The sequence below is a fragment of the Rhodococcus chondri genome, from assembly GCF_036327435.1.
GTDB classification, from domain to species: domain Bacteria; phylum Actinomycetota; class Actinomycetes; order Mycobacteriales; family Mycobacteriaceae; genus Rhodococcus; species Rhodococcus chondri.
The window spans coordinates 1-24323 of record NZ_JAUZMZ010000050.1 but is presented as its reverse complement, the minus strand read 5'-3'; the positions used below and the strand labels follow the sequence as shown (position 1 = coordinate 24323).

At 66.5% G+C, this 24323-nt stretch carries 24 protein-coding genes; 18 read left to right on the top strand and 6 right to left on the bottom strand.

Going from position 1 to position 24323, the window contains the following annotated elements:
* Positions 1–40: 40 nt before the first annotated feature.
* The 8 genes from Q8814_RS11055 to Q8814_RS11020 all read left to right on the top strand — a co-directional run bounded on the left by Q8814_RS11055 (position 41) and on the right by Q8814_RS11020 (position 8900).
* Positions 41–1327 (top strand): ABC transporter substrate-binding protein, encoded by a 1287-nt coding sequence (locus tag Q8814_RS11055; protein ID WP_330152063.1) that lies wholly within the window; start codon positions 41–43, stop codon positions 1325–1327.
* Between the two features lie 21 nt (positions 1328–1348).
* Positions 1349–2437, top strand: coding sequence for a carbohydrate ABC transporter permease (locus tag Q8814_RS11050; RefSeq protein WP_330152062.1), 1089 nt, complete (start codon positions 1349–1351; stop codon positions 2435–2437).
* Positions 2434–3339 carry a carbohydrate ABC transporter permease gene (locus tag Q8814_RS11045; RefSeq protein WP_330152061.1) on the top strand — a complete coding sequence of 302 codons (906 nt, stop codon included), beginning with the start codon at positions 2434–2436 and terminating at the stop codon, positions 3337–3339. The genes Q8814_RS11050 and Q8814_RS11045 overlap by 4 nt, the downstream gene beginning before the upstream one ends.
* Positions 3336–3530, top strand: coding sequence for a hypothetical protein (locus Q8814_RS11040; RefSeq protein WP_330152060.1), 195 nt, complete (start codon positions 3336–3338; stop codon positions 3528–3530). The genes Q8814_RS11045 and Q8814_RS11040 overlap by 4 nt, the downstream gene beginning before the upstream one ends.
* Before the next feature lie 95 nt (positions 3531–3625).
* Positions 3626–5767, top strand: coding sequence for a transglycosylase domain-containing protein (locus Q8814_RS11035; protein WP_330152059.1), 2142 nt, complete (start codon positions 3626–3628; stop codon positions 5765–5767).
* A gap of 37 nt (positions 5768–5804) precedes the next feature.
* Positions 5805–7037 (top strand): acyl-CoA dehydrogenase family protein, encoded by a 1233-nt coding sequence (locus Q8814_RS11030; RefSeq protein ID WP_330152058.1) that lies wholly within the window; start codon positions 5805–5807, stop codon positions 7035–7037.
* Between the two features lie 34 nt (positions 7038–7071).
* The gene (locus tag Q8814_RS11025; RefSeq protein WP_330152057.1) at positions 7072–8145 is read left to right on the top strand and encodes a phosphotransferase family protein; all 1074 of its coding nucleotides are present in this window, start codon (positions 7072–7074) and stop codon (positions 8143–8145) included.
* Positions 8142–8900, top strand: a complete 759-nt coding sequence (locus Q8814_RS11020; RefSeq protein ID WP_330152056.1) for an SDR family oxidoreductase — start codon at positions 8142–8144, stop codon at positions 8898–8900. The genes Q8814_RS11025 and Q8814_RS11020 overlap by 4 nt, the downstream gene beginning before the upstream one ends.
* A gap of 88 nt (positions 8901–8988) precedes the next feature.
* Here Q8814_RS11020 and Q8814_RS11015 read toward each other — a convergent pair whose 3' ends face one another.
* Together Q8814_RS11015 and Q8814_RS11010 are read right to left on the bottom strand one after the other, a co-directional pair.
* Positions 8989–10089 carry an inositol-3-phosphate synthase gene (locus Q8814_RS11015; RefSeq protein ID WP_330152055.1) on the bottom strand — a complete coding sequence of 367 codons (1101 nt, stop codon included), beginning with the start codon at positions 10087–10089 and terminating at the stop codon, positions 8989–8991.
* The gene (locus tag Q8814_RS11010) at positions 10082–10639 is read right to left on the bottom strand and encodes a PadR family transcriptional regulator (protein ID WP_330152054.1); all 558 of its coding nucleotides are present in this window, start codon (positions 10637–10639) and stop codon (positions 10082–10084) included. The genes Q8814_RS11015 and Q8814_RS11010 overlap by 8 nt, the downstream gene beginning before the upstream one ends.
* A gap of 220 nt (positions 10640–10859) precedes the next feature.
* Between Q8814_RS11010 and Q8814_RS11005 the strand changes: the two genes are divergently transcribed.
* The 4 genes from Q8814_RS11005 (at position 10860) to Q8814_RS10990 (ending at position 16378) form a co-directional block, all read left to right on the top strand.
* The gene (locus Q8814_RS11005; protein ID WP_330152053.1) at positions 10860–11282 is read left to right on the top strand and encodes a DUF5318 domain-containing protein; all 423 of its coding nucleotides are present in this window, start codon (positions 10860–10862) and stop codon (positions 11280–11282) included.
* Positions 11283–11870: 588 nt separating this feature from the next.
* Positions 11871–14249, top strand: coding sequence for a transglycosylase domain-containing protein (locus Q8814_RS11000; protein WP_408015880.1), 2379 nt, complete (start codon positions 11871–11873; stop codon positions 14247–14249).
* Between the two features lie 9 nt (positions 14250–14258).
* Positions 14259–15866: a glycosyltransferase family 87 protein gene (locus Q8814_RS10995; protein WP_408015879.1), complete on the top strand. Its 1608-nt coding sequence runs from the start codon at positions 14259–14261 to the stop codon at positions 15864–15866.
* Between the two features lie 26 nt (positions 15867–15892).
* Entirely contained in the window at positions 15893–16378 is a 486-nt protein-coding gene (locus Q8814_RS10990; protein WP_330152051.1) for an RNA polymerase subunit sigma-24, read from the top strand.
* A 37-nt stretch (positions 16379–16415) separates the two neighbouring features.
* Here Q8814_RS10990 and Q8814_RS10985 read toward each other — a convergent pair whose 3' ends face one another.
* The 3 genes from Q8814_RS10985 to Q8814_RS10975 are packed head-to-tail and all read right to left on the bottom strand — an operon-like array spanning position 16416 to position 18726.
* Entirely contained in the window at positions 16416–16829 is a 414-nt protein-coding gene (locus Q8814_RS10985; RefSeq protein WP_330152050.1) for a DUF2752 domain-containing protein, read from the bottom strand.
* Positions 16805–17389 carry a CD225/dispanin family protein gene (locus Q8814_RS10980; protein ID WP_330152049.1) on the bottom strand — a complete coding sequence of 195 codons (585 nt, stop codon included), beginning with the start codon at positions 17387–17389 and terminating at the stop codon, positions 16805–16807. The genes Q8814_RS10985 and Q8814_RS10980 overlap by 25 nt, the downstream gene beginning before the upstream one ends.
* Complete coding sequence (locus tag Q8814_RS10975) at positions 17386–18726, bottom strand: glycosyltransferase 87 family protein (RefSeq protein WP_330152048.1); 1341 nt, start codon at positions 18724–18726, stop codon at positions 17386–17388. Before Q8814_RS10975 ends, Q8814_RS10980 begins: the two co-directional genes overlap by 4 nt.
* 127 nt (positions 18727–18853) lie before the next feature.
* On the opposite strand from Q8814_RS10975, the gene rpsF reads away from it, so the two are divergent.
* From rpsF to Q8814_RS10945, 6 genes are all read left to right on the top strand, one after another.
* Positions 18854–19141, top strand: coding sequence for a 30S ribosomal protein S6 (gene rpsF / locus Q8814_RS10970; RefSeq protein ID WP_330152047.1), 288 nt, complete (start codon positions 18854–18856; stop codon positions 19139–19141).
* 64 nt (positions 19142–19205) lie between these two features.
* Positions 19206–19730: a single-stranded DNA-binding protein gene (locus tag Q8814_RS10965; protein WP_330152046.1), complete on the top strand. Its 525-nt coding sequence runs from the start codon at positions 19206–19208 to the stop codon at positions 19728–19730.
* Positions 19731–19773: 43 nt separating this feature from the next.
* Complete coding sequence (rpsR, locus tag Q8814_RS10960) at positions 19774–20016, top strand: 30S ribosomal protein S18 (RefSeq protein ID WP_330152045.1); 243 nt, start codon at positions 19774–19776, stop codon at positions 20014–20016.
* 17 nt (positions 20017–20033) lie between these two features.
* Positions 20034–20489 (top strand): 50S ribosomal protein L9, encoded by a 456-nt coding sequence (rplI, locus tag Q8814_RS10955; RefSeq protein WP_330152044.1) that lies wholly within the window; start codon positions 20034–20036, stop codon positions 20487–20489.
* A gap of 486 nt (positions 20490–20975) precedes the next feature.
* Entirely contained in the window at positions 20976–23174 is a 2199-nt protein-coding gene (dnaB, locus tag Q8814_RS10950; protein ID WP_330152043.1) for a replicative DNA helicase, read from the top strand.
* A 227-nt stretch (positions 23175–23401) separates the two neighbouring features.
* Positions 23402–24046 carry a hypothetical protein gene (locus Q8814_RS10945; RefSeq protein ID WP_330152042.1) on the top strand — a complete coding sequence of 215 codons (645 nt, stop codon included), beginning with the start codon at positions 23402–23404 and terminating at the stop codon, positions 24044–24046.
* 5 nt (positions 24047–24051) lie between these two features.
* On the opposite strand, the gene Q8814_RS10940 is transcribed toward Q8814_RS10945, so the two are convergent.
* The coding region (locus Q8814_RS10940; protein WP_330152041.1) for a DUF808 family protein at positions 24052–24323 on the bottom strand (272 nt) is incomplete at its 5' end.

Here is a 24323-nt window from a genome sequence, read left to right as displayed (position 1 = left end):
TTACCGACGAGTGTATTTCCGACTCACACGGGAGTGGTTCATGGTTCTGAATACGAAGGCGATGCGCCGGGCTGCGATCGCCGCGTCCGCGGTATCGCTTCTGGTCATCTCCGGATGTTCCTCCGACGACGGCGGCAGTGGCACGGAGACCGGTGCCGGCGACGGCACCGCGGCCGCCGGGGAAGGCCGCGGCCCGATCACCATCGTCGAGGGGCAGGACCCCTTGAACGCAGCCCTCGAAAGCATCATCGCCGACTGGAATGCCGAGCATCCCGACGAGCAGGTCACGTTCAAGCCGCTCGCGACGGAAGCGAACGACCAGTACGACGACATCGCGCAGCGCATGCAGGCGCGCAGCGACGAGTACGACCTCGTGGCCGTCGACGTCACCAACACCGCGGAGTTCGCCGCGAACGGCTGGCTGATGCCGCTCGAGGGCGACAATGCGATCGACACGTCGGGTCTGCTGCCCGCGACCGTCGAGTCCGCCACCTACAACGGCACCCTGTACGCCGCGCCGAAGAACACCAACGGCGCGTTCCTGTACTACCGCAACGACCTCGTCGACAAGGCGCCCACCACGTGGGAAGAGCTGAAGGGCGAGTGCCCGAAGGCGGAGGAAGCGGGCATCGCCTGCTACATCGGCCAGTTCAAGAACTACGAGGGCCTGACGGTCAACGTCACCGAGATCGTCAACGCCTTCGGCGGCAGCTTCGTCGAGGACGACGGCCTGACCCCGGCCATCGACGACTCCACCACCGAGGGTCTGCAGTTCATCGTCGACGCGTTCAAGGACGGCACGATCCCCGCCGCCGCCCAGACGTACACCGAGGGTGAGTCCCAGACCGCGTTCGGTAACGGCGAGGCGATGTTCCTGCGCACGTGGCCCGGCTTCTACACCGACGGCGAGTCGTCGTCGGTCGCGGGCAAGTACGGCATCGCCGTGCTGCCGGGTGTCGATGGTCCGGGTGCTTCCACACTCGGTGGCTACAACGTCGGCATCAGCGCATTCACGGATGCTCCCGCCACCGCGCGCGACTTCCTCGAGTTCATGCAGACCCGTAAGTCGCAGACCTACTACGCCGAGGTCGGCGGCGCACCGGTGCTCGCGGAGGTCTACGACGATCCCGCGATCCTCGAGCAGTACCCGTACTTCTCGACGCTGAAGGAAGCCCTCGAAAGCGCCAAGCCGCGTCCGTCGTCGCCGTACTACTCGCAGGTGTCGAAGGCGATCGCCGACAACGCCTACGCTGCCATCCGAGACGAGAAGAGCGTGCAACAGGCTCTGGACGACACCCGGGCCGGCATCGAAACCGCCGGTAACTGATCCTCTAGGAGCAGTAAGTAGATGGCAGAACCGCAGGTAGACACACCGGCGGATCCGCCGCACGGCACCGCGGTCGGGACTTCGAGTCCCGGCCGCGGGCGTGTCGGCGGACGGCATCGTGTACCCGAATACCCGACGCCGCCGGGTTCATCGGTGACGGCGGCGACGACTCGTCGCCGCGTACCGATCTGGGTGTTCATCGCCCCGTCGATGATCGTCCTGGCGGTCATCATCCTGTACCCGCTCGGACGCGCGGTATGGATGTCGCTGCACGGCGACGCGAAAACCCTCGACCCCGAAACCGGACGATTCGTCACCGGTGGCTTCACGGGCATCGAGAACTACACGCGCTGGCTCACCCAGACCTGCGGTACCGCCACGGGGACGATTCCCTGCCCGCCGGGCACGCTCGGCTCCCAATTCTGGCAATCGATCTTCAACACGTTCTTCTTCACGGTCGTCACCGTGTCGCTCGAAACAATCGTCGGTTTCACGATGGCGCTGGTGATGGCGAAATCGTTCCGTGGCCGGGGCCTGCTGCGGGCATCGGTGCTCATCCCGTGGGCCATTCCCACGGCGGTCACCGCGAAGTTGTGGTTCTTCATATTCGCGAATGACGGCATCGCCAACAAGCTGCTCGGCACGAACTACCTGTGGACCGCCGATCCGTGGCCCGCTCGCTTCGCGATTATCGTCGCCGACGTCTGGAAGACCGCGCCGTTCATGGCGCTCCTTGTTCTCGCGGGTCTGCAGATGATTCCGTCGGATGTGTACGAGGCGGCGAAGGTCGACGGCGCGAACGCGTGGCAGCGGTTCACGCAGATCACGCTGCCGCTGGTCAAGCCGGCGCTGATGGTCGCCATCCTGTTCCGCACCATGGATGCGCTGCGCATGTACGACCTGCCCGCCATCATGATGGGCTCCAACCCGGCGACCTCGACCATCTCGGTGCTCGTCGTCGATCAGATGCGGCAGGGTGCGAACTCGGCGTCGGCACTGTCGACGATCACCTTCCTCATCATCTTCGGGGTCGCGTTCGTCCTGGTGCGGTTCCTCGGCGCCAACGCGGTCAGCACGCAGGAAAAGCAGCGGAAGGGAGACGTGGCATGAGCGCCACAGACACCGTCATCCCCGAGAAATCGCCCACCGTCCCGGTTCCCCCCGCGCGCGCCGGCGCCGGCCGGGCCGGGTGGCGCTCGTTCGGCACCTATCTCGGGGTGGCACTGATCGTGGTGTGGGGCCTGGCCCCCTGCTACTGGATGATCGTCACCGCTCTGCGTGATCCCGCGGACACCTTCAGCACGTCGCTGTGGCCCACCAACCCGACCCTGCAGAACTTCGCCGACGCACTCGACCCCGACGCGAAGGTCAACTTCTCGCGGGCGCTGCTCAACAGCGTCATCATCGCGGGTGCCACCACCGCGATCGCTCTGCTCATCGGCGTATTCACCGCGTACGCGCTGTCGCGATTCGACTTCCGGGGCAAGTATTTCGTCACCGGCATCATCCTGGGCGCGTCGATGTTCCCCGTCGTCGCCCTGGTGACGCCGCTGTTCCAGCTGTTCACCGACATCGGCTGGATCGGCAGCTACCAGGCGCTCATCATCCCGAACATCTCGTTCGTGCTGCCGCTGACGGTGTACACGCTCACGTCGTTCTTCTCGGAGTTGCCGTGGGAACTCGAGGAGGCCGCGCGCATGGACGGCGCGACACGCGGCCAGGCGTTCCGCCTCATCATGCTTCCGCTCGCCGCGCCGGCGTTGTTCACCACCGCCATCCTGGCGTTCATCGCCACGGTCAACGAGTACCTGCTGATGTCGCAGCTCTCGAGCGAGCGCACGGCACCGGTGACGGTGGCGATGGCCCGGTTCACCGGCAACGACCCCTATGTCACGCCGTACGCGTCGATCATGGCCGGTGGCACCCTCGTGATGGTGCCGCTCGTGGTAATGGTTCTGGTCTTCCAGCGCCGCATCATCTCGGGACTGACCGCGGGCGGCGTCAAGTCGTGAGACGGTTGCCCCGCCGTCAGCAGCTCGAAATGCTCCTCGGTTTCCTGACGGTGTTCACGGTGATGGCAGTGGTCGGTGCGGTCGCCGAACTGTCGTCGCCGCAACCGGGAATCGTGCCGTCCCTGGTGCTGCTGGGGTTCGCGGTGGCCTGGTGGTTCGCGTTCCGCGCGTGGCGACGCGCCAGGCCCTGACCTCCTCGGTACCTCATATCCGGTACGGACTCCGTAGCATACGGTCGGCAGGGTATCGGCTTTTGTCGACTCCGGATTCCGAGAAAGTGGTACGTGTGAGCTCCCCGAACCCATCGACGTCCAAGAGGAACACGGCCGCCGGCGACGCAAATTCGCGCCGGTGGCGCATCGTTCGTTATGTGGTGCTCGCGCTGGTCGCCGTGCTGGTGATCGCGCCGCTCGGGGTGTTCACTGCCGCGTATCTCTCCGCCGAGGTGCCGCGGCCGTCGGACATGACCACCAACCAGATCGCACGGATCTACGCGGCGGACGGAACCACCGAGATCACCCGGGTCGTGCCGCCGGAGGGCAACCGGGTCGAGATCGATCTGGCCGAGGTACCCGAACACGTGCGCAACGCCGTGCTCTCCGCCGAAGACCGCAACTTCTACAGCAACCCCGGATTCTCGATCAGCGGATTCGCGCGTGCCGTCCGGGACAACGTCATGGGCAAGGACACCGCGGGCGGCGGTTCGACGATCACCCAGCAGTACGTGAAGAACTCGCTGGTCGGCGCCGACCGCACGCTCACCCGGAAAATGAAGGAACTGGTCATCTCCACCAAGATGGCCCGCGAATGGTCGAAGGACGAAATCCTCGAGGCGTACCTGAACACCATCTACTTCGGGCGCGGCGCCTACGGGATCGCCGCGGCGTCGCAGGCGTACTTCGGGAAGCCGGTCGGCGAGCTGACGGTCACCGAAGGGTCGGTGCTCGCGGGTGTGATCCAGACGCCGTCGTCACTGGATCCCGAAACCAACCGTCCGGCCGTCGAGGAGCGCTGGAACTATGTGCTCGACGGCATGGTCGACATGGATGTGCTGTCCGAAGGCGAACGTGCCGAGCAGGTGTTTCCCGCGACCGTGCCGCAGAACTACCTCGCGCTCGCGAACGAGGCAACCGGCCCGGAGGGGCTCATCCGATCCCAGGTCCTGCGGGAACTGTCGGCGGAGGGCATCAGCGAGCAGGTGCTCAATACCGAGGGCCTGCAGATCACGACGACGATCGATCCGAAGGCGCAGCAGGCCGCGATCGATGCGGCGCGCAGCAACCTCGAGGGCGAACCCGAGGAATTGCGCACCGCCGTCGTGTCGGTCGATCCGCGCTCGGGTGCGGTGCGTGCCTACTACGGCGGTGAGGACGGCGCCGGATTCGACTACGCGCAGGCCCCCCTGCAGACGGGTTCGGCGTTCAAGGTGTTCGGTCTCGTCGCGGCGCTGAAGGAAGGCATCGGCCTCAACGCCAGATTCGACAGCACGCCCCTCACCATCGGCAATCTCGAGATCAACAACGTCGAAGGCGAGTCGTGCGGCACGTGCACCATCGCCGAGGCCTTCAAGCGGTCGCTGAACACCAGCCTCTATCGCCTGATGATGTCGATGGAGAACGGTCCGCAGAAGATCGCGCAGGCGGCGCACGAGGCCGGAATCCCGAAGGAGATCCCCGGTATCGAGGGCACAACGCTCACCGAGAGCAACGGCATCCCGGAGGGCGGCATCGTTCTCGGCCAGTACCCGGCACGGGTGATCGACATGGCGTCGGCGTACGCGACGCTCGCCGCGTCGGGCACGTTCCACAAGCCGTATTTCCTGCAGAAGGTCGTCACCCGGGACGGTGTCGTCCTGTTCGAGCGGCCCCCGTCACCGGGCGAGCCGCGCATCGACCCGGCGGTGGCCGACAACGCGACCCAGGCGATGCTTCCCATCGCTGCGTACTCGCGTGGTCACGCGCTTGCGGGCGGGCGTCCGTCCGCGGCGAAGACCGGCACCACCCAGCTCGGTGACACCGGGCTGAACAAGGATGCGTGGATGGTCGGCTACACCCCGTCGTTGTCGACCGCGGTCTGGATCGGCACACCCGACGCCGGCCCGATCACGAACCTCTGGGGCGGGTCGATCTACGGGTCGAGCCTGCCGGCGGACATCTGGAAGGACACCATGGACGGTGCCCTGACCGGAACCGAGGTGGAGAGCTTCCCGTGGCCCGCGCCGATCAACGGTCAGGCCGGTGTGCCGTCCGATCCCGGAATCAGCCGGCCGAGCACCGCGGTCCCGGCGCCGACGTTCCGGTTCCCCGACCTGTCCGATCTACCGCCGATCACGATCCCGGCACCGCCCATCCAGATCCCCGAACAGATCCCGGTGCCACCGCAGGTCGAAGTGCTACCGGGTCTCACGATCCAGATACCCGGTTTGTAACCGATTGGGTTCGACCGACGCACAGGGGGAAGTAGACATGGACTTCGGACAGTCCGACCGTGCCCGCGATCTGCTCGAGCGGCTGCGCGCCTTCATCGCCACCGAGATCGTCCCCGTGGAGCAGCGCCTGCGGGCGGCGCGCAGCGAACCTCACGCGCAGCGTCGCGACAGCTCCGCCGATCAGGCATGGGCGGTGTCGCCCGAGTTCCGGGAGCTGCAACGCAAGGCACGTGAGCACGGGTTGTGGAATCTGTTCCTGCCCGATCCCGAGCTGGGGGCGGGACTGTCCAACGTCGAGTATGCGGCGCTGGCCGAAGAAATGGGCCGCTCGATCTTCGCGTCGGCGGTGTTCAATTGCGATGCCCCCGACACCGGCAACATGGAAGTGCTCTACCACTACGGCAGCGACGCGCAGAAACAGCGCTGGTTGCGGCCGCTGCTGGACGGCGAGATCCGCTCGGCGTTCTGCATGACCGAACCCGACGTCGCCTCGTCGGATGCGACGAACATGGCCGCGACCGCCGTCGTCGAAGGTTCCGAGGTGGTGCTGAACGGGCGTAAGTGGTGGAGCACGGGTGTGGGCCACCCCGACTGCAAGATCCTGATCTTCATGGGCCTCACCGACCCGGACGCGCACAGGTACCAGCGGCATTCGATGGTGCTCGTCCCGATCGACACCCCTGGCGTGAGGATCGAACGCATGCTGCCGGCGATGGGGTTCTACGACGAACCCGGCGGCCACGGCGAGGTGTCGTTCACCAATGTGCGCCTCCCCCTCGACGCGATCATCGCGGGGCCGGGTCGCGGCTTCGAGATTGCGCAGGGCCGGCTCGGACCCGGTCGCATCCACCACTGCATGCGCCTGGTGGGTCTCGCCGAGCAGACACTCGAGCTCGCCTGCCGCCGCGGTCTCGAGCGGGTTGCGTTTGGCAAGCCGCTCGTCAATCTCGGTGGCAATAGGGAACGGATCGCCGACGCCCGTATCGCGATCAACCAGTTGCGGTTGCTGGTGCTGCACGCGGCATGGCTGCTCGATACCCAGGGCCTCGCCGGTGCGCGGTCGGCCGTGTCGGAGATCAAGGTCGCCGCTCCGCGGGTGGTGCAGCAGATCGCCGATTTCGCGATCCAGATCCACGGCGGCGCAGGACTGTCCGACGACTTTCCGCTTTCCGGTGCGTGGACTGCGGCCCGGGCGCTGCGGCTCGCGGACGGTCCGGACGAGGTGCATCAGGGCCTTGTCGCCCGGTTCGAGCTGGGTAAGTACAACTGAGATGGGGTAATGCTGTGATGATGGGGGTACTACATTGACCGACCTTCCCGACAACGCGCGCGCCGTCCGCAAGGAGGATGCGTTCGACGTCGACGCTGTCGTGGCGTGGCTCGGTGAGCGCGCAGGGATCAGCGGTGTTCCGGAGGTTCGCCAATTCGCAGGCGGCGCATCGAATCTGACGTATCTGCTGCGCTATCCCGATCGGGACCTGGTGTTGCGTCGCCCGCCTGCCGGTGCGAAGCCGTCGTCCGGGCACGACATGGCCCGCGAATACCGCATCCAGTCGTTGCTCGCGCCCGCCTATCGGTACGTGCCGACGATGGTGGGATTGTGCACCGACCCCGGTGTGCTGGGCAGCGACTTCTACGTCATGGAGCGAGTTCCCGGAACCATCCTGCGCAGCAACCCTCCGGCGGCGCCGGATCTGACCGCGCAACAGACCCGCACGCTGTGCCTGCGGATCGTGGACCTGCTCGTCGAACTGCACGCCGTCGACCCGGAGACCACCGGACTGAATGAATTCAGCCGCGGCGCAGGGTATGTGGCGCGGCAGGTCTCGGGTTGGACGGCGCGCTACGCCAAGGCGCGCACCGACAATGTCCCCGACTTCGCCCGGGTCACCGGGTGGCTGACCGAGAAGCAGCCCGCCGACGTCGCGTCGACCGTCGTCCACGGCGACTTCCGGCTCGACAACATCGTGCTCGACGAACGCGACCCGCTGCAGCCGGTGGCGGTGCTGGATTGGGAGCTCGCCACGATCGGCGATCCCCTCATGGACCTCGGTTCCTCCCTTGCCTATTGGGTTCAGGCGGACGACGACCCGATGCTGCTCGCCACCAAGAGGCAACCGTCGGATCTCCCGGGCATGCTCACACGCCGGGAGATCGTCGACTACTACGCCGAGAAAACCGGCCTGCCGGTCGACAACTGGGGCTTCTACGAGGTGTTCGGATTGTTCCGCCTCGCGGTGATCGCCCAGCAGATCTACTACCGCTTCCACCACGGCCAGACCACGAACCCGGCGTTCAAGGATTTCTGGGTCGTCGTCGGGTATCTCGACACCCGCTGCAACGCCATTATTGATCGAATCGAGAAGGAGGGCCGATGAGCCGGCCGCGTCGACGCAATATCCTCATCACCGGTGCCAGCTCCGGTCTCGGTGCCGGCATGGCACGCGAATTCGCCGCGCGCGGCCATAATCTCGCGCTCGCGGCCCGGCGCATCGAGCGGCTCGAGGCACTGCGGTCGGAACTGCTCTCGATCAATCCGGCCGTCGAGGTCGCGATTCGTCAGCTCGACGTCGATCGCCACGAAGACGTCTTCACCGTGTTCCGGGAGTTCGACGACGAACTGGGCGGCCTCGACCGGGTGATCGTCAACGCCGGTCTCGGTAAGGGGCAACCGCTCGGCACCGGATACTTCCGGGCCAACGCGCAAACCGCGAACACCAACTTCCTGGGGGCGCTCGCGCAGAGCGAGGCAGCGCTCGAGCTGATGCGCCCGCGCGGTGTGGGACACGTGGTGCTGATCTCGTCGATGAGCGCCTTGCGGGGCATGCCGCGGAACATGACGACGTACGCGGCGTCGAAGGCGGCGGTCGCGTCGCTCGGTGAGGGTATGCGAGCGGATCTGACCGGCACCGGGATCCGGGTGAGCACCATCTTTCCCGGCTACATCCGGTCGGAGATCAACGAGAAAGTGAAGAAGGTTCCGTTCATCGTCGATACCGAAACGGGTTGCCGCGCATTGACTGCGGCCATCGAGCGGGAGCCGGCGAAGGCGTATGTGCCGAGTTGGCCCTGGGTACCGTTCGCCTATGCGATGAAGGTGCTGCCGCTGTCGGTGATCCGCCGGATGGCCTGATCTCCGACGCAGACAGCCGAATGCCACCTTCCCCCAGAGCAACTGGGGGAAGGTGGCATTCGGCCGTTCGATCGACCCGGAGGGTGTGTCAGGCGTCGGCGCCGATGATGAAGGCCTCGAGCTGGGTGCGAGCCTCGTCGTCGGCGATCTGAACCGGCGGGGACTTCATCAGGTAGGCCGAAGCCGGAAGGATCGGGCCGCCGATACCGCGGTCCTTGGCGATCTTCGCCGCGCGAATCGCGTCGATGATGATGCCGGCGGAGTTCGGGGAGTCCCAGACCTCGAGCTTGTACTCGAGGTTGAGCGGGGCGTCGCCGAAGGCGCGACCCTCGAGGCGGACGTACGCCCACTTGCGGTCGTCGAGCCACTGCACGTAGTCGGACGGGCCGATGTGCACGTCGCGGTCGTGGACCTTGCCGGCCAGCGGGCCGGTGAGGTTCGACGTGACGGCCTGGGTCTTGGAAACCTTCTTCGACTCGAGGCGCTCACGCTCGAGCATGTTCTTGAAGTCCATGTTGCCGCCGACGTTGAGCTGGTACGTGCGGTCGAGCACGACGCCGCGGTCTTCGAACAGCTTGGCCATCACGCGGTGGGTGATGGTGGCACCGACCTGCGACTTGATGTCGTCGCCGACGATGGGGACACCGGCGTCGGTGAACTTCTTCGCCCACACCGGGTCGGAGGCGATGAACACCGGGAGCGCGTTGACGAAGGCGACACCGGCGTCGATGCAGCACTGGGCGTAGAACTTGTCGGCCTGTTCCGAGCCCACCGGCAGGTAGGACACGAGAACGTCGACCTCGGCGTCCTTGAGCACCTTGACCACGTCGACCGGCTCTGCGTCGGACTGCTCGATGGTTTCGGCGTAGTACTTGCCGATGCCGTCGAGGGTGTGGCCGCGCTGGACGGTGATACCGGTGGGCGGCACGTCAGCGATCTTGATGGTATTGTTCTCGCTCGCGAGGATCGCCTCGGACAGGTCGAATCCGACCTTCTTGGCGTCCACATCGAACGCGGCGACGAACTTGACGTCGCGTACGTGGTACGGGCCGAACTCGACATGCATCAGACCGGGGACGGACGCGCTTGCATCCGCGTCCTTGTAGTACTCGACGCCCTGGACCAAGGACGAGGCACAGTTCCCCACGCCCACTATGGCCACGCGCACCGAGGTGCTGTTCTCACCCATGGTCGGGTTCTCCTTCTTTGTTGCTTGCTGTTGAGGACTGCTCGGCGGCGATCAGTTCGTTGAGCCAGCGGACTTCACGTTCGCTGGATTCCAGACCGAGCTGGTGGAGTTGACGGGTGTAGCGATCCAATGTGCCGCTGGCCCGCCCGATCGCGTCGCGGAGCCCTTCTCTGCGCTCCTCGACCTGACGGCGCCTGCCTTCGAGAATCCGCATCCGCGCCTCGGCGGGGGTGCGGCTGAAGAAGGCGAGGTGCACGCCGAATCCGTCGTCGGTGTAGTTCTGTGGTCCGGTGTCGGCGACCAGCTCGGTGAAGCGTTCCCGACCTGCGGGAGTGAGTTGGTACACGCGACGGGCACGCCGTTTGACGGGGCCGGGCACTCCGGCGTTCTCCTCGATCAAACCGTCGGCCTGCATACGGCGCAGGGTCGGATAGAGGGAACCGTAGGAGAAGGCGCGAAACGCGCCGAGAAGACCGGTCAGTCGTTTACGGAGCTCGTAGCCGTGCATGGGCGCCTCGAGGAGAAGCCCGAGGATTGCCAGCTCGAGCAAGTGCCACCTCCCGAAGTCCGTTCGAACACACCAATTGATGCGATTGGAAACTATATCGCACCGATATATACGACGATACTCCCGGAGGACGAAGCCCACCACAACGAGGTGGGACACCGAGCCGCCGAAGCGGTGGCCCGTCAGAATCGAGTGCCTCGAAAACCGTCACGCTGCCCACACCCTGCCCACGTCTCGCGGACCCGCACGTACTCTGGACTCCGTGCGAATCCAGCGGCAGGTGGTGGACTATGCGTTGCAGCGAAGGTCGTTGCTCGCCGAGGTCTACTCGGGTCGGCGCGGCGTGGCAGAAGTCTGCGACGCCAGTCCCTACTTGCTCCGAGCCGCGAAGTTTCACGGCCGGGGCAGCGAGGTCGTGTGCCCGATCTGCCGCAAAGAGCAGCTGACCATCGTCTCGTGGGTTTTCGGCGACAAGCTCGGCCAGGTTTCCGGCTCGGCCCGAACCCCCGAAGAATTGGTCCGTCTCGCCGCCAGCCAGGAGGAGTTCACCGTCCACGTCGTGGAGGTGTGTCGCACATGCAGTTGGAATCACCTGGTGCAGTCCTACGTTCTAGGGGCGCATCCCGAACCCAAGCGCCCACGCCGTCGGTCGACGGAGCAGAACCGTCGCACCGCCAGCGAGTGAACGGACTCCGGACGACGTGATCGAACGCCTGACGGAATTCCTGCCTGCACATGACCGGACGACCGAGTCGCCGATCGCTGTCTGCGGACAGAAATCGAGGATGCGGCGTAACGCGTCGCGCAACCAGTTGGAGATATGTACGTGAGTACCCCTGACAACCCAGCCGACGAGAATCGGCCGAGCCCGCCTCACCGCAACGGCCCTGCCGGTCCGCCGCCGCAGCGTCCGGACCCGGCGGGGGGACCTGTGCAGGGACGTCCGTTGCCTCCCCAGCCGCCGCGGCAGGGACCGAACGTCCCGCCACCGCACCCCGGAGCGCGGCCGCAGCATCCCCCGCGCCCGTACCCGGGACAGCCGAATCCGGCCCAGAACCCGGCGCGGCGCGCCCCGATGCCGCCTCCCGGACAGCCGCCCGGCCGACCGCAGCCGGGCACCCCGTCCCAGCAGCGCCCGCCGCAGCAGTTCCCGGGCGCGGCGCCCGGCAGCCCCGATCCCCAGCGACCGCCGGGACAGCGCCCACCCCAGGCGCAGGGCCCGGCTCGGCCTCAGGGGCCGCGACCACCGGTCGACGCCGACCGGACACGGCAGATGGCGTCGGGTGCCCCGGCGGGGCGTCAGCAGCCGCCGACCGGGCAGCCTCCCCGCGCCGCGGGCGGCCCCCCGCCCGTCCCGCCGGCGTCCCGAGGAGGGCAAGGCGGCGACGGTGGCGACGGGGGCAACGGGAAACGTTTCCCGTGGAAGACCAACCGCCGCGTCGGATACGGCGTGGTCGCTGCCGGAGTGCTGATCCCGGTGCTCGCCTTCATGCTCGCCTACATCGTGCATGACGTGCCGCGGCCCGGTGAGCTCGTCACCAATGAGGCAGCGACCATCTACAACTCCGACGGAGTCGGTGTCATCACCAAGGTGATCCCGCCGGAAGGCAACCGCACCGAGGTCGAGCTGGAGGTGATCCCCGAGCACGTCCGCAATGCGGTGCTCGCCGCGGAGGACCGTGAGTTCTACACCAATCCGGGCTTCTCGATCAGCGGTTTCGCGCGCGCCGCGCGCGACAACGTCCTCGGCAGGGAGAGCGCGGGTGGTGGCTCGACGATCACCCAGCAGTACGTGAAGACCGCGCTCGTCGGCTCCGAACGGTCGCTCACCCGCAAGCTCAAGGAACTGGTCATCTCGGCGAAGATGGCGAACCAGTGGGCGAAGGACGACATCCTCGCCGCGTACCTCAACACCATCTATTTCGGACGCGGTGCGTACGGCATCGCGGCGGCATCGAACGCGTACTTCGGGAAGCCCGTCAACGAGTTGAGCGTCGAGGAGGGGGCCGTGCTCGCGTCGTCGATCCAGCTGCCCTCGCTGCTCGATCCCGAACAGAACCCCGACGGCGCGCAGTCCCGCTGGAACTACGTGCTCGACGGCATGGTCACTGCCGGCACCCTCAACTCCGCAGACCGCGCGGCGATGCAGTACCCCGCCTACGTGCCGCTGGCCGAACTCGACAACGGTGACCAGACCACCGGTCCCGAGGGCCTGGTCAAGAACCAGGTGCTGCGGGAGCTGTCCGCAGAAGGGATCGACGAGAACCTGCTCAACACCGCAGGTCTCGAAATCACCACGACGATCGACCCGGCCGCTCAGGCCGCGGCCCTCGACGCGGCACGTTCCAACCTCGAAGGTGAAGCCGAGGAACTGCGCACCGCCGTCGTCTCGGTCGATCCGCGCAACGGCGCGGTCCGCGCCTACTACGGCGGTGAGAGCGGTGTCGGCTACGACTTCGCCCAGTCCGGACTGCAGACGGGTTCGTCGTTCAAGGTGTTCGGTCTCGCCGCGAACCTGGACCAGGGAGTTCCCCTCTCCCAGACGTACGACAGCGGTCCGCTCACCGTCAACGGCATCGAGATCAGCAACGTCGAAGGTCAATCGTGCGGAGAGTGCACCATCGCCGAAGCACTCAAGCGGTCGTTGAACACGAGCTTCTACCGGATGATGCTCGAGATGGAGGACGGTCCGCAGGCCATCGCGGACATGGCGCACAAGCTCGGTGTCGCGAAGGAACTGCCGGGGGTCGGTGAGACGCTGACCGAACCGGACGGTGCCGGTCCCAACTACGGCATCGTTCTCGGCCAGTACCAGTCGCGGGTCCTCGATATGGCGTCGGCATATGCGACGCTCGCCGCGTCGGGTATGCGCTACGAGCCCTATTTCGTGCAGAAGGTGGTCACCTCCGACGGGGAGGTTCTCCTCGATCGGGGCAACCCGATGGGTGAGCAGGTCGTCGACGAGGCCGTCGCCGACAACACGACCGCCGCGATGACACCGATCGCCGCGTATTCCAACGGGCACGCACTGGCCGGCGGCCGCCCGTCCGCGTCGAAGACGGGCACCGCGCAGCTCGGCGACACCGGTTCCAACAAGGACGCGTGGATGGTGGGCTACACCCCGTCGCTCTCGACCGCCGTGTGGATCGGGACCGAGGAGGGCCTGCCGATCGAGAACAGCTGGGGCGGCAAGATCTACGGTTCCGGGCTGCCGTCGGACATCTGGAAGGACACGATGGACGGCGCCCTCGAGGGCACCGAGGTGGAAAGCTTCCCCAAGCCCGGCTCGATCGCCGGGGTTGCAGGCGTGCCCACATGGACGGCATCGGTCACCGCGACACCCACCACCACGGCGCCGGCAACGAGCCGCACGCTCCCGACATTGCCGCCGGTGCCTGAGATCACCACGCAGAACGTGGAGATCTTCCCCGGCGTCACCATCCCGGTGCCCGGTGTTGCCCCGACGACTCAGCCGAGCGTCCCGTCGCGACCGGGCGGCGCCACCGAGGAGGAGGTCGAGACCGAGGAGGAGACCGACGGGTTCGACGCTCCGTCGGAGCCCACCACCAACAGGGTTCCGCCCGCACCGCAGGGCCGGTCCCTTCCCGGAGCGCAGAGTCAACTCGAGCCCGATCCTGTGCCTGTCGGGTAGCGGTATCGCGTGATCGATGACGGTGGGGGCGGGAAGACGGGAGACGTCTCTCCGGAGCCGGTATCGCCCGAACAACTGGCCGACGACTGCAGATCCGTGGACTGGCGCGACACCCCGGGACGAACCGACCCGATGGTGTCGCGCCTGTCCACCGTCATCGGCGGGCCGGTCGGCCGGCACGCGCTGATCGGCCGCACTCGGTTCTTCACGCCGCTGCGGGCGATGCTGCTGCTGGCGGTGGTCTTCCTTGCGCTGGGCTGGTTCGGGAAGGCCGCGTGCATCCAGCAGGCCCCGATGGGGCCGGACGGTATTCCCGGTCTCGACTGGAGCGACAATCGCCAGTACGTGGCCATGTGCTACTCGGACATCGTTCCGCTGTACGGCGCGGAACGGCTCAGCGAGGGTGCGTTCCCGTACAAAACGTCCTGGGAGGAACCCGGCCCGGACGGGCAGACGCAGGTCCGGTACATGGAGTATCCCGTCGTCGCGGGTCTCTACCAGTACGTGTCGATGAGGATCGCCAAGGCGTGGGATGCCACCTCGTGGCTGCCCGGCGGACTGCAGGTCGCGATCTACTTCGACGTGGTGACCTGGGGGTTGGCGCTGGCCTGGCTGGCGACGGTGTGGGCAACTGCGATGTCGGCCGGTAGACGGGTGTGGGACGCCGCGCTCGTCGCCGGATCGCCGCTCGTGATCGTGCACGCGTTCACCAATTTCGATGCGCTGACAACCGCGTTCGCGGCCGGAGGCATGCTCGCGTGGTCGCGTCGCCGGCCGGTGCTCGCCGGCGTGCTGCTCGGTCTCGGTGCCGCGACGAAGCTGTACCCGCTGTTGCTGCTCGGTCCGTTGCTGGTGCTGTGTCTGCGCGCCGGCAAACTACGCCCCTTCGTGCATACCGCGGCCGCGACGGCCGCCACGTGGCTGGCCGTGAATCTGCCCATCATGCTGCTGTACCCCCGGGGCTGGGCCGAATTCTTCCGGCTGAACTCCGAGCGTGGCGCCGACCCCGACTCGGTCTACAACGTGCTGCGTTCGTTCGTCGGCTGGCCCGACTGGACCGCGTCGACGCTGAACACGGTGTCGCTGGTGTTGTTCGCAGCGGCGTGTGCCGCGATCGGGTGGGTCGGGCTCACGGCGCCGCGACGGCCGCGCCTGGCCCAGCTGTGTTTCCTGCTCGTCGCCGCGTTCCTGCTCACCAACAAGGTGTGGAGCCCCCAATATTCACTGTGGCTCGTGCCGTTGGCCGTGCTGGCGTTGCCACACCGGCGGATGCTGCTCGCGTGGATGACCGTGGACGCCCTGGTGTGGGTGCCGCGCATGTACTACTACCTCGGTCCCGCCGGCAAGGGCGTGCCCGAACAGTGGTTCACCACGACGGTCCTGCTCCGTGACGTCGCAGTGGTCGCGTTGTGTGCGGCGGTGTTGTGGCAGATCCGGCATCCGGTCGCAGATCCCGTGCGGTTCGGCTTCGTCGACGATCCGGTCGGTGGGGTTCTCGACCAGGCACCCGACGCGCCCCCGCGGTGGTTGCCGTCCCGACTCCGTCCGCCGCACCATCGCAGTACGGTCCCGAAATCATCCGATCGAAGGACGGCGCCCGAACGCAGCTCGTCCTAGGCTCGATACAGGACGGAGGGGGAGCCGTGAGTACCGAATATCGCAAACTGCATCACATCCCTGCCGGTCGTGCCGGCGGAAGGTTCACGATGTGCGAGCTCGCATGGTCCGTGGCCGCAGGGGATGCGGCGGCAATTCCCGCGCTCCTGCGTATGTTGTACCCTCCCGCGTCCGGGTACTGCCGCGCCCGCGCCCGTGCCACCGGCCATTCGTTCGACGATGCCGACCGGCTCGCACTCGAGGTGTGTCGCACGGTCCTCGGGGTCCTTTCCTCGCCTGCCGGGGCGCAACGCGATTTCGTGCGGTTCACCTATTCGACCGCGGTCGTTGCGGCCGACCGCCGGTTCGGTGCGCCCACCGACACCTGCATGACCCGGCTGCAGCAGGAAACGCTGATTCTCCGTACGATCCTCGGGTTCGATGCCGGGCAGACTGCGGTCGCACTGGGCATCACCCCCCAGCGGGTCCTCGTCGAGCAGCACGCCGCACTGAGGTTGTTCCGCGCCGCGTGACCGGCGCGGTTCGGGCGACGCGGTCCCCGGCCGAGAGTCAGATCCGCAGTGCCGTGAACGGTGCGACAGGAATGTTGCGCACCACGAACCACACCATGACCAGTGCGAGCACGACGTGCGGAGCCCACCGATACCGCTCCCACCGCGGCATCGGGCTGTTCCGTACCCTGCTCACCGTCCACACCGCGAAAGTCGCCAGCAGCACCGCAACGGCCGCGACACCCAACGCGTTGTAGTGCAGTGATGACGAAAAATCCAGGTGCAGAAGCGAATACAGCATCCGGGATGCTCCGCAGCCGGGGCAGTAGATCCCGAAGACCGTATAGGTGGGGCACGGAGGGATCAGTCCGCCCGGCGTGGTCGGATCGGCCCACACCACGGCCGCGCACACAGCTGCTGTCCCGGCGGCCACCGCGGCCGGGGCGGTCAGGCGCGAGAGGGTGGAATGCATCGTCGCCGCCCTAGTTCGCGGACGCCGCGACCGAGGCCCCAGAACCAGAAATAGAGGACCACGTAGGCCGCGAGAACGAGCACTGCGGCCACAGCCGACCAGATCGCCCATGTTCTGGCGGACGCCGCCGCCCGGTGCGCCTCCTCGAAACGGCCTTGCGCCCACAGCGCATTGACCCTGGTGGCCTTGACGATCGACACGATTCCGATCGGCATACAATACACGATGGTGACGACCAGCCCGTAGACGAGGTTGTTGTTCGGCGGCGGGCCGTACGGATGCATCGGGTAGCCCGCCGGATAGCGGTAACCCCCGGGCGGGGGGTATCCGCCGGTGCCCGGTGGCGGGAACTGCGGGTACGCGTTCATACGGTCGGCGACGGCGGCGCGCACGAACGACTGCGCGTCGGACGGATCGCGGATCACCGCGCCGCTCCACCGGAAGATCGTGTCCGGGTCGTCGACGGCGGCGAACAATCCGGGTGCGTGCGTTCCGGTCAGTGGTTCCAGGCGCACCCGCGCACCTTCGAGGGTCGGGTGTTCCGACCAGATCCCGCTCATCGTGTCTCCCCCGCAGCAGCCAACGCTCGATCGGTGTCCGCCACCGTATCCGGCGATGGCGCGCGCCGCGGCGACGCGCGCAGAAACACGAAGTACAGCACGATCAGCATTACCGCGCGTCCCCACACCCCGACCCAGACGAACAGAAGCGGGACGGTGGTGTCGCTGTTGCCCGCGGTCGCGTCGAACCACCGGAAGATGCCGATGCCGATCGAAAGGTCGGCGACGAGATACGCGGCGACGAGCGTCCACGGCACTCGCAGCAGGACGAGCATCGGCAGCAGCCACAGCGTGTACTGCGGAGAGTGCACCTTGTGCAGCAGCAGGAAGCCGCACAGCATCGCCGCCGCGACCGCGAGCCACGGGTAGGTGCCGTCCCGGAGGTAGCGCCGCCACCCGATCCACAGGGCGGCGACGAACGAGACGCCGATGAGCAGCGGTGAGACGACGGCGACGATGTCGTTGTAATCGGCGGTGACCTCGTATCCCTGGTAACCGCCCATCAGGGGCCGCAGTCCCCAGTACCAGATCGAGTTGCTGGTGGCGTCCGCGGCGCGATTCTGCTGGAACGCGAACGACGCCCGCCACCCCTCGTAACCGAGAACCGCGAAGGGCAGGTTCACGGCGACCACCGTCGCGATCGCGGTACCGACCACTGCCAGCGCGCCACGCACGTCCCGGCGGCCACCGGATGCGCCTCCGGTGAGCACGTAGAGCATCAGCGGAAGGACGAATATCCCCGGATACAGCTTGAGACAGAACCCCACCGCGAGTAACGCCGCGGCGAGTATCCCGCGCGTGCGCAGCGACCAGCGGTGCACTCCGAGCACCGCAACGGCCGCGACCGTCACGGCGACGACCGGCAGGTCCCAGTTCAGGAATGCGTAGAGCACGAGCGGCGGGGTCGCCGACCACAACAGCGCGGGCCATCCGGCGAGACGGCCCAGCAGCCACGCGGTGAGCAGCCCGAACGGTGCGAGCAGAAGCGCGGAGTACAGCAGGAACTCGGCGTCGGTGTCGGCGCGGAGCGCCCCGACCCACATGAGCACGCCGCCGAGCACGGGATATTCGACGGTGCCGCCGGTGAGCTGCCCGGCGTCGGTGATGCCGCCCTCGAGGAACGGGAACCGGTGGAGGTTGATGCCACGCCCGAGCCACAGCTGCTGGATGTCGGAGTAGCAGACCATCGCGTCCTTGACTTCTTCGAACCGCAGGGTGCGGCCCGAGGGGTCGAACGGTGGTCCGGCACAGCGCGCCTTGTTGAGGTAGCCGAGCCACAGCGTCACCGCGCACGCCAGTACGGCGACGAGCGTGGCGGTCCGGGAGCTCGTTCGCATGATCCTTACCCTAGGTCAATTTCGCTGGTCAGGCGCCGGTCATGTAGGCTTCTCGGGTTGCTGACGCAACGACCCTCCTGTCACGGACCGTCCGTGACCGTTCATAGTCCATAGGAGGTGAGGTCTTATGCGTCATTACGAATTGATGATCATCCTGGACCCCAGCCTGGACGAGCGCACCGTCGCTCCCTCGCTGGATACGTTCCTCAACGTTGTTCGCCAAGAAGGCGGCAAGATCGACAAGGTCGATGTGTGGGGTAAGCGCCGTCTCGCCTACGAGATCCTCAAGAACACCGAGGGCATCTACGCGGTGATCGATATCAGCGCGACGCCCGCCACGGTTGCAGAGCTGGATCGCCAGCTCGGCCTGAACGAGTCGGTGCTCCGCACCAAGGTTCTGCGCCACGGCAAGTGAGCCTGTCGGCGTCTGGCCGTAGGCTCGGGCGCATCAGGACTCCACACACAGCAGGAGGAACCACATGGCAGGCGACACCGTCATCACCGTGGTCGGCAATCTGACCGCCGACCCCGAACTGCGTTTCACCCCGGCGGGTGCCGCGGTCGCGAACTTCACGGTCGCGTCCACGCCTCGCATCTTCGATCGTCAGTCCAACGAATGGAAAGACGGCGATGCTCTGTTCATGCGCTGCAACATCTGGCGTGAGGCAGCGGAGAACGTAGCCGAGAGCTTGACCCGCGGCTCGCGCGTAATCGTGCAGGGCCGGCTCAAGCAGCGCAGCTACGAAACGCGTGAAGGCGAGAAGCGCACTGTCGTGGAGCTCGAGGTCGACGAGATCGGCCCATCGCTCCGCTATGCGACGGCCAAGGTCAACAAGACCAGCCGTGGCGGCGGAGGCGGCGGCTTCGGTGGTTCTTCCGGCGGATCGGGCGGGGGACGCGCAAGCGCATCCGCAACCGCGCCCAGCGGCGGAGACGACCCGTGGGGCAATGCTCCGCAGTCCGGCTCCTTCGGTGGTCCCGCGGACGACGAACCCCCGTTCTGATCCGACCTCCGATCGGAACATCCTTAAATTACGGAGAAAGACCATGCCTAAGTCGCCCGCGCGCGAGAAGGTTTTGAAGAAGAAGGTCTGCGCCTTCTGCAAGGAAAAGAACCAGCAGATCGATTACAAGGACACGACGCTGCTGCGCAAGTACGTCAGCGATCGCGGCAAGATCCGCGCTCGCCGCGTCACCGGCAACTGCGTGCAGCACCAGCGCGACGTCGCTGTTGCTGTCAAGAACTCTCGTGAGGTCGCTCTGCTTCCTTACGTCTCGACGGCTCGCTAGGAAAGGGAGGGAACACGATGAAGCTCATCCTCACCGCTGACGTGGACAACCTCGGTGCGCCTGGCGACACCGTTGAGGTCAAGGACGGCTACGGCCGTAACTACCTGCTGCCCCGCGGCCTGGCGATCGTCGCCACCCGCGGCGCTGAGAAGCAGGTCGAGGGCATCCGCCGTGCACAGGAAGCTCGTGCCGTGCGGGGTCTCGATCATGCCAGGGAGCTCAAGGCCGCCATCGAGGGCCTCGAGTCCGTCTCGCTGAGCGTCAAGTCCGCCGGCGACTCGGGCAAGCTGTTCGGCTCGGTCACCGCTGCCGATGTTGCCGGTGCCATCAAGGCTGCCGGTGGCCCGGTCATCGACAAGCGCGTCGTCGAGCTGCCCAAGGCGCACATCAAGGCGACCGGCAAGCACACGGTTGTCGTGAAGCTGCACCCGGACGTCACCGCGAAGTTCACCCTGGACGTCGTGGCCGCCTGATTTCGGCTGTCGGAGAGCCCCGCGCACACGCTGCGTGGGGCTCTTCGCTGTCTGTGCACAGCCTGTGGATAAACCTCGGGGGAACTCGACCTGGTGGTATACGCCTTTGCAACGCGAAGATGAACACGCCCGGGCGACACGGTTACCGCGACACGCCGGAAATTCTTTACTCCACAGGTGTGAACAGTCATTTTCGCCCGCCGACCTGCACGGATCCGAACTGTGAGATGAGTTCTCCCCAAGTTGTACACAGTGGGTGCACAACTGTGGCCTCCCGTTTCCACAATTTATCCCCAGCTGTGTGCACAAGCCGATTTGGCGGCGTCGTTTTTCGTCCCTAACGTCGAGCGCACAACTCCCAGGCTGTCGGTGGGACGAGGTAGAACGTGCATGCGGGTATCGGTGGATCCACCACTGGATTCGTACAGAGATCCGTCGACTGCGCGCTACCGCGCGTGGTACGTGGATGGGGAAGGACGGTATCGCGTGGCTGTAGTAGATGATCGAGGTCATTCCGACTACCCCGGCCCTCCCGAGGAGCCGGGCGGCGACTTCGGCCGGCAGCCCCCGCAGGACATGGTCGCCGAGCAGTCGGTCCTCGGCGGCATGCTGCTCAGCAAGGACGCCATCGCCGACGTCCTCGAAGTGCTGCGCCCCGGCGACTTCTACCGCCCGGCCCACCAGTCCGTCTACGACGCGATTCTCGACCTCTACAGCCGCGGCGAACCCGCCGACCCCGTCACCGTGTCCGCCGAACTCGACCGGCGCGGCGAACTCAAACGCATCGGGGGCGCCGCTTACCTGGTGACCCTCACCCAGACCGTTCCCACGGCCGCCAACGCCGGTTTCTACGCCGAGATCGTCGCCGAGAAGGCCATCCTGCGGCGTCTCGTCGAAGCCGGTACCCGCATCGTCCAGTACGGATACGCGGGCGCCGACGGCCAGGACGTCGCAGAAGTGGTCGACCGCGCTCAGGCCGAGGTCTTCGACGTGGCCGAACGCCGCACCACCGAAGATTTCGTGGCGCTCGAGGAACTGTTGCAGCCCACGATGGACGAGATCGACTCCATCGCGAGCCGCGGCGGTGTCTCCCTGGGCGTTCCCACCGGCTTCACCGAACTCGACGAACTCACCAACGGCCTGCACGCCGGGCAGATGATCATCGTCGCTGCGCGGCCCGGTGTCGGTAAGGCGCTCGCGCTCGACACTCCCTTGCCCACGCCCAGCGGCTGGACCACGATGGGTGAGGTCGCGGTCGGCGACGACCTGCTCGCCGCCGACGGTCGCCCCACCCGCGTGCTCGCGGCCACCGAGGTCATGCACGGCCGACCCTGTTACGAGGTGGAGTTCTCCGACGGCACCGTCCTCGTAGCCGACGAACAGCACCAGTGGCGCACCGCCGACGGCGTCGTGCGCACCACCGGCGAACTGGCCGCCACAATCGATGCCGCCCACACTGTTGCCAATGCCCGGCCCCTGTCGCTGCCGCAGGCAGATCTTCCGGTCGCGCCGTTCACGCTCGGCGCGTGGCTCGGCGGACCGTCACCGGATCCCGCCGTGCACATGCGGGTCGAAGGCGAAGGTGGTTTCACCGCCGAACTCGTCTCCCTCGACCACATCCCCGACGAATACCTGCGTGCATCGGAGCCGCAGCGCCGCGAGCTGCTCGCAGGTCTCCTGGACGCGGGTGGATGTATCGACGACGACGGCACCGTCCGCTTCGCTTCCGACTCCCGTCGTCTGCTGCGGGGCCTCGCCGATCTGGTCGCGGGCCTCGGCTACATCCATGCGCACGACGCCGCCGAGGTTTCCTTCGCGACCGACGACGACGTCTTTGTTCTCCCAAGTAAGGCATTGCGCCACAAGGAAAACCGATCTGCGATCGAGCAGGTACGAACTGTCGTGCGTGTCCGGGCAATCGAATCGGTGCCTGTGCGCTGTGTCGAGGTCGACGGCGACCACATGTATCTGGCGGGTCGCTCGATGGTGCCCACCCACAACTCCACGCTCGGCATGGACTTCATGCGCTCGTGCTCCATCAAGCACGGCATGGCCTCCGTCATCTTCTCCCTCGAGATGGGCAAGACCGAGATCGTCATGCGACTGCTCTCTGCCGAGGCGAAGATCAAGCTCGGCGACATGCGCTCCGGTCGCATGACCGACGACGACTGGACCCGCCTCGCACGTCGCATGAGTGAAATCAGCGAGGCACCGCTGTTCATCGACGACTCGCCGAACCTGACGATGATGGAGATCCGCGCAAAAGCACGGCGGCTCAAGCAGAAACACGACATTCGTCTGATCGTCATCGACTACCTGCAGCTCATGTCGTCCGGCAAGAAGGTCGAGTCGCGGCAGCAGGAGGTCTCCGAATTCTCGCGTAGCCTCAAGCTTCTCGCGAAGGAACTCGAAGTTCCCGTCATCGCGATCTGTCAGCTCAACCGCGGTCCCGAACAGCGTACCGACAAGAAGCCGCAGGTGTCCGATTTGCGCGAATCCGGATCGCTCGAGCAGGATGCGGATATGGTGATCCTGCTTCACCGCCCCGACGCATTCGAACGCGACGACCCGCGCGGCGGTGAGGCCGACCTCATCGTCGGTAAGCACCGTAACGGTCCGACGGCCACGATTACCGTTGCGCACCAACTACATCTGTCGCGGTTTGTGGATATGGCGCGCGGCTGACCACTTGCCGTGTACGAACGTGAACCTCGACATGACGATGCTGTCGTCGCGGTGCCCTCTCGTGCTACTCGGCAGACTCCGTCCGACAGGTGGAGTTCCCGCGGGGGACGATCCGTACAGAGGCCGAGCCCTCTCGCCGAGGGCACGGTCTCCACCGCTTACGGGCGTCCGAATCCCTGATAGTTCCATCCGGCATCGCGCCATTGTTCGGCAACCTCGCAAGCTCGATGGGCGACATCGTGGCCGGCAACCCGGCTCTGGCCGCGATCCTCGCTTCCACGGGCACCGAATCCTCCGATCTGGCATTCGCGTTCATTGTCACGGTCCTACAGATTGTCGCGATCGTCGCCGCGGTCGCGGGCGTTCAGATCGCCCTGCGCATGTACTCGGAGGAAACCGACCATCGCGTCGAGCCTTTGCTCGCCACCACGCTGCGGCGGCCTACCTACTTCGCCAGCAATGTCGTCATGGCGCTGTCGGCACCCGCTCTCGGACTCGTCCTAGCGGGGCTCGCATTGGGAGTCGTGGCCGACGCGAAAGACGACGGCATCGCGATGACCGATGTGGTGTTGCAGTCGGTGGCGACGATCGCCGCGACGTGGGCCCTCGTCGCCCTTGCCCTCGCGGTCGTCGGTGCCATGCCACGTATTCGCCGGCTGGCGTGGCTCGCGGTCGTGGCAACCTTCGGGCTGACCATTCTCGGCCCGACGTTCAAACTGCCCGAATGGGCGCTGAGCATCAGCCCCCTGCACCACACACCGAACGTGACCGAACCCGGGACGCACTGGAGCAGCGTCATGTGGCTCGGTGCAATCACCCTTGTTCTTGTCGTCGTCGGTTTCACCGGGTTTCGCCGCCGTGACATTCTCTGACGCCGTCAGTGCGCCGAGTGGCTTTTCTTCCGCTTCGGAATCAGGTGCATGATCAGCACGACGAGAGCGCCGAGGACGAGCCCGACGAGTGCGGACGCCACGGTCCCTGCCGTCCAGGACAGCACGCCGCTGAAGCCACCCTGTACGAGCTCGCCGAACCAGTGCTCGAGATCGTGGAGGCGATCGGCGGGCCAGTGGAATCCTGCCTCGCCGACGTTGACGAGCAGGATGTGGCCGCCCACCCACAGCATCGCGGCGATCCCGACCACGGTGAGCA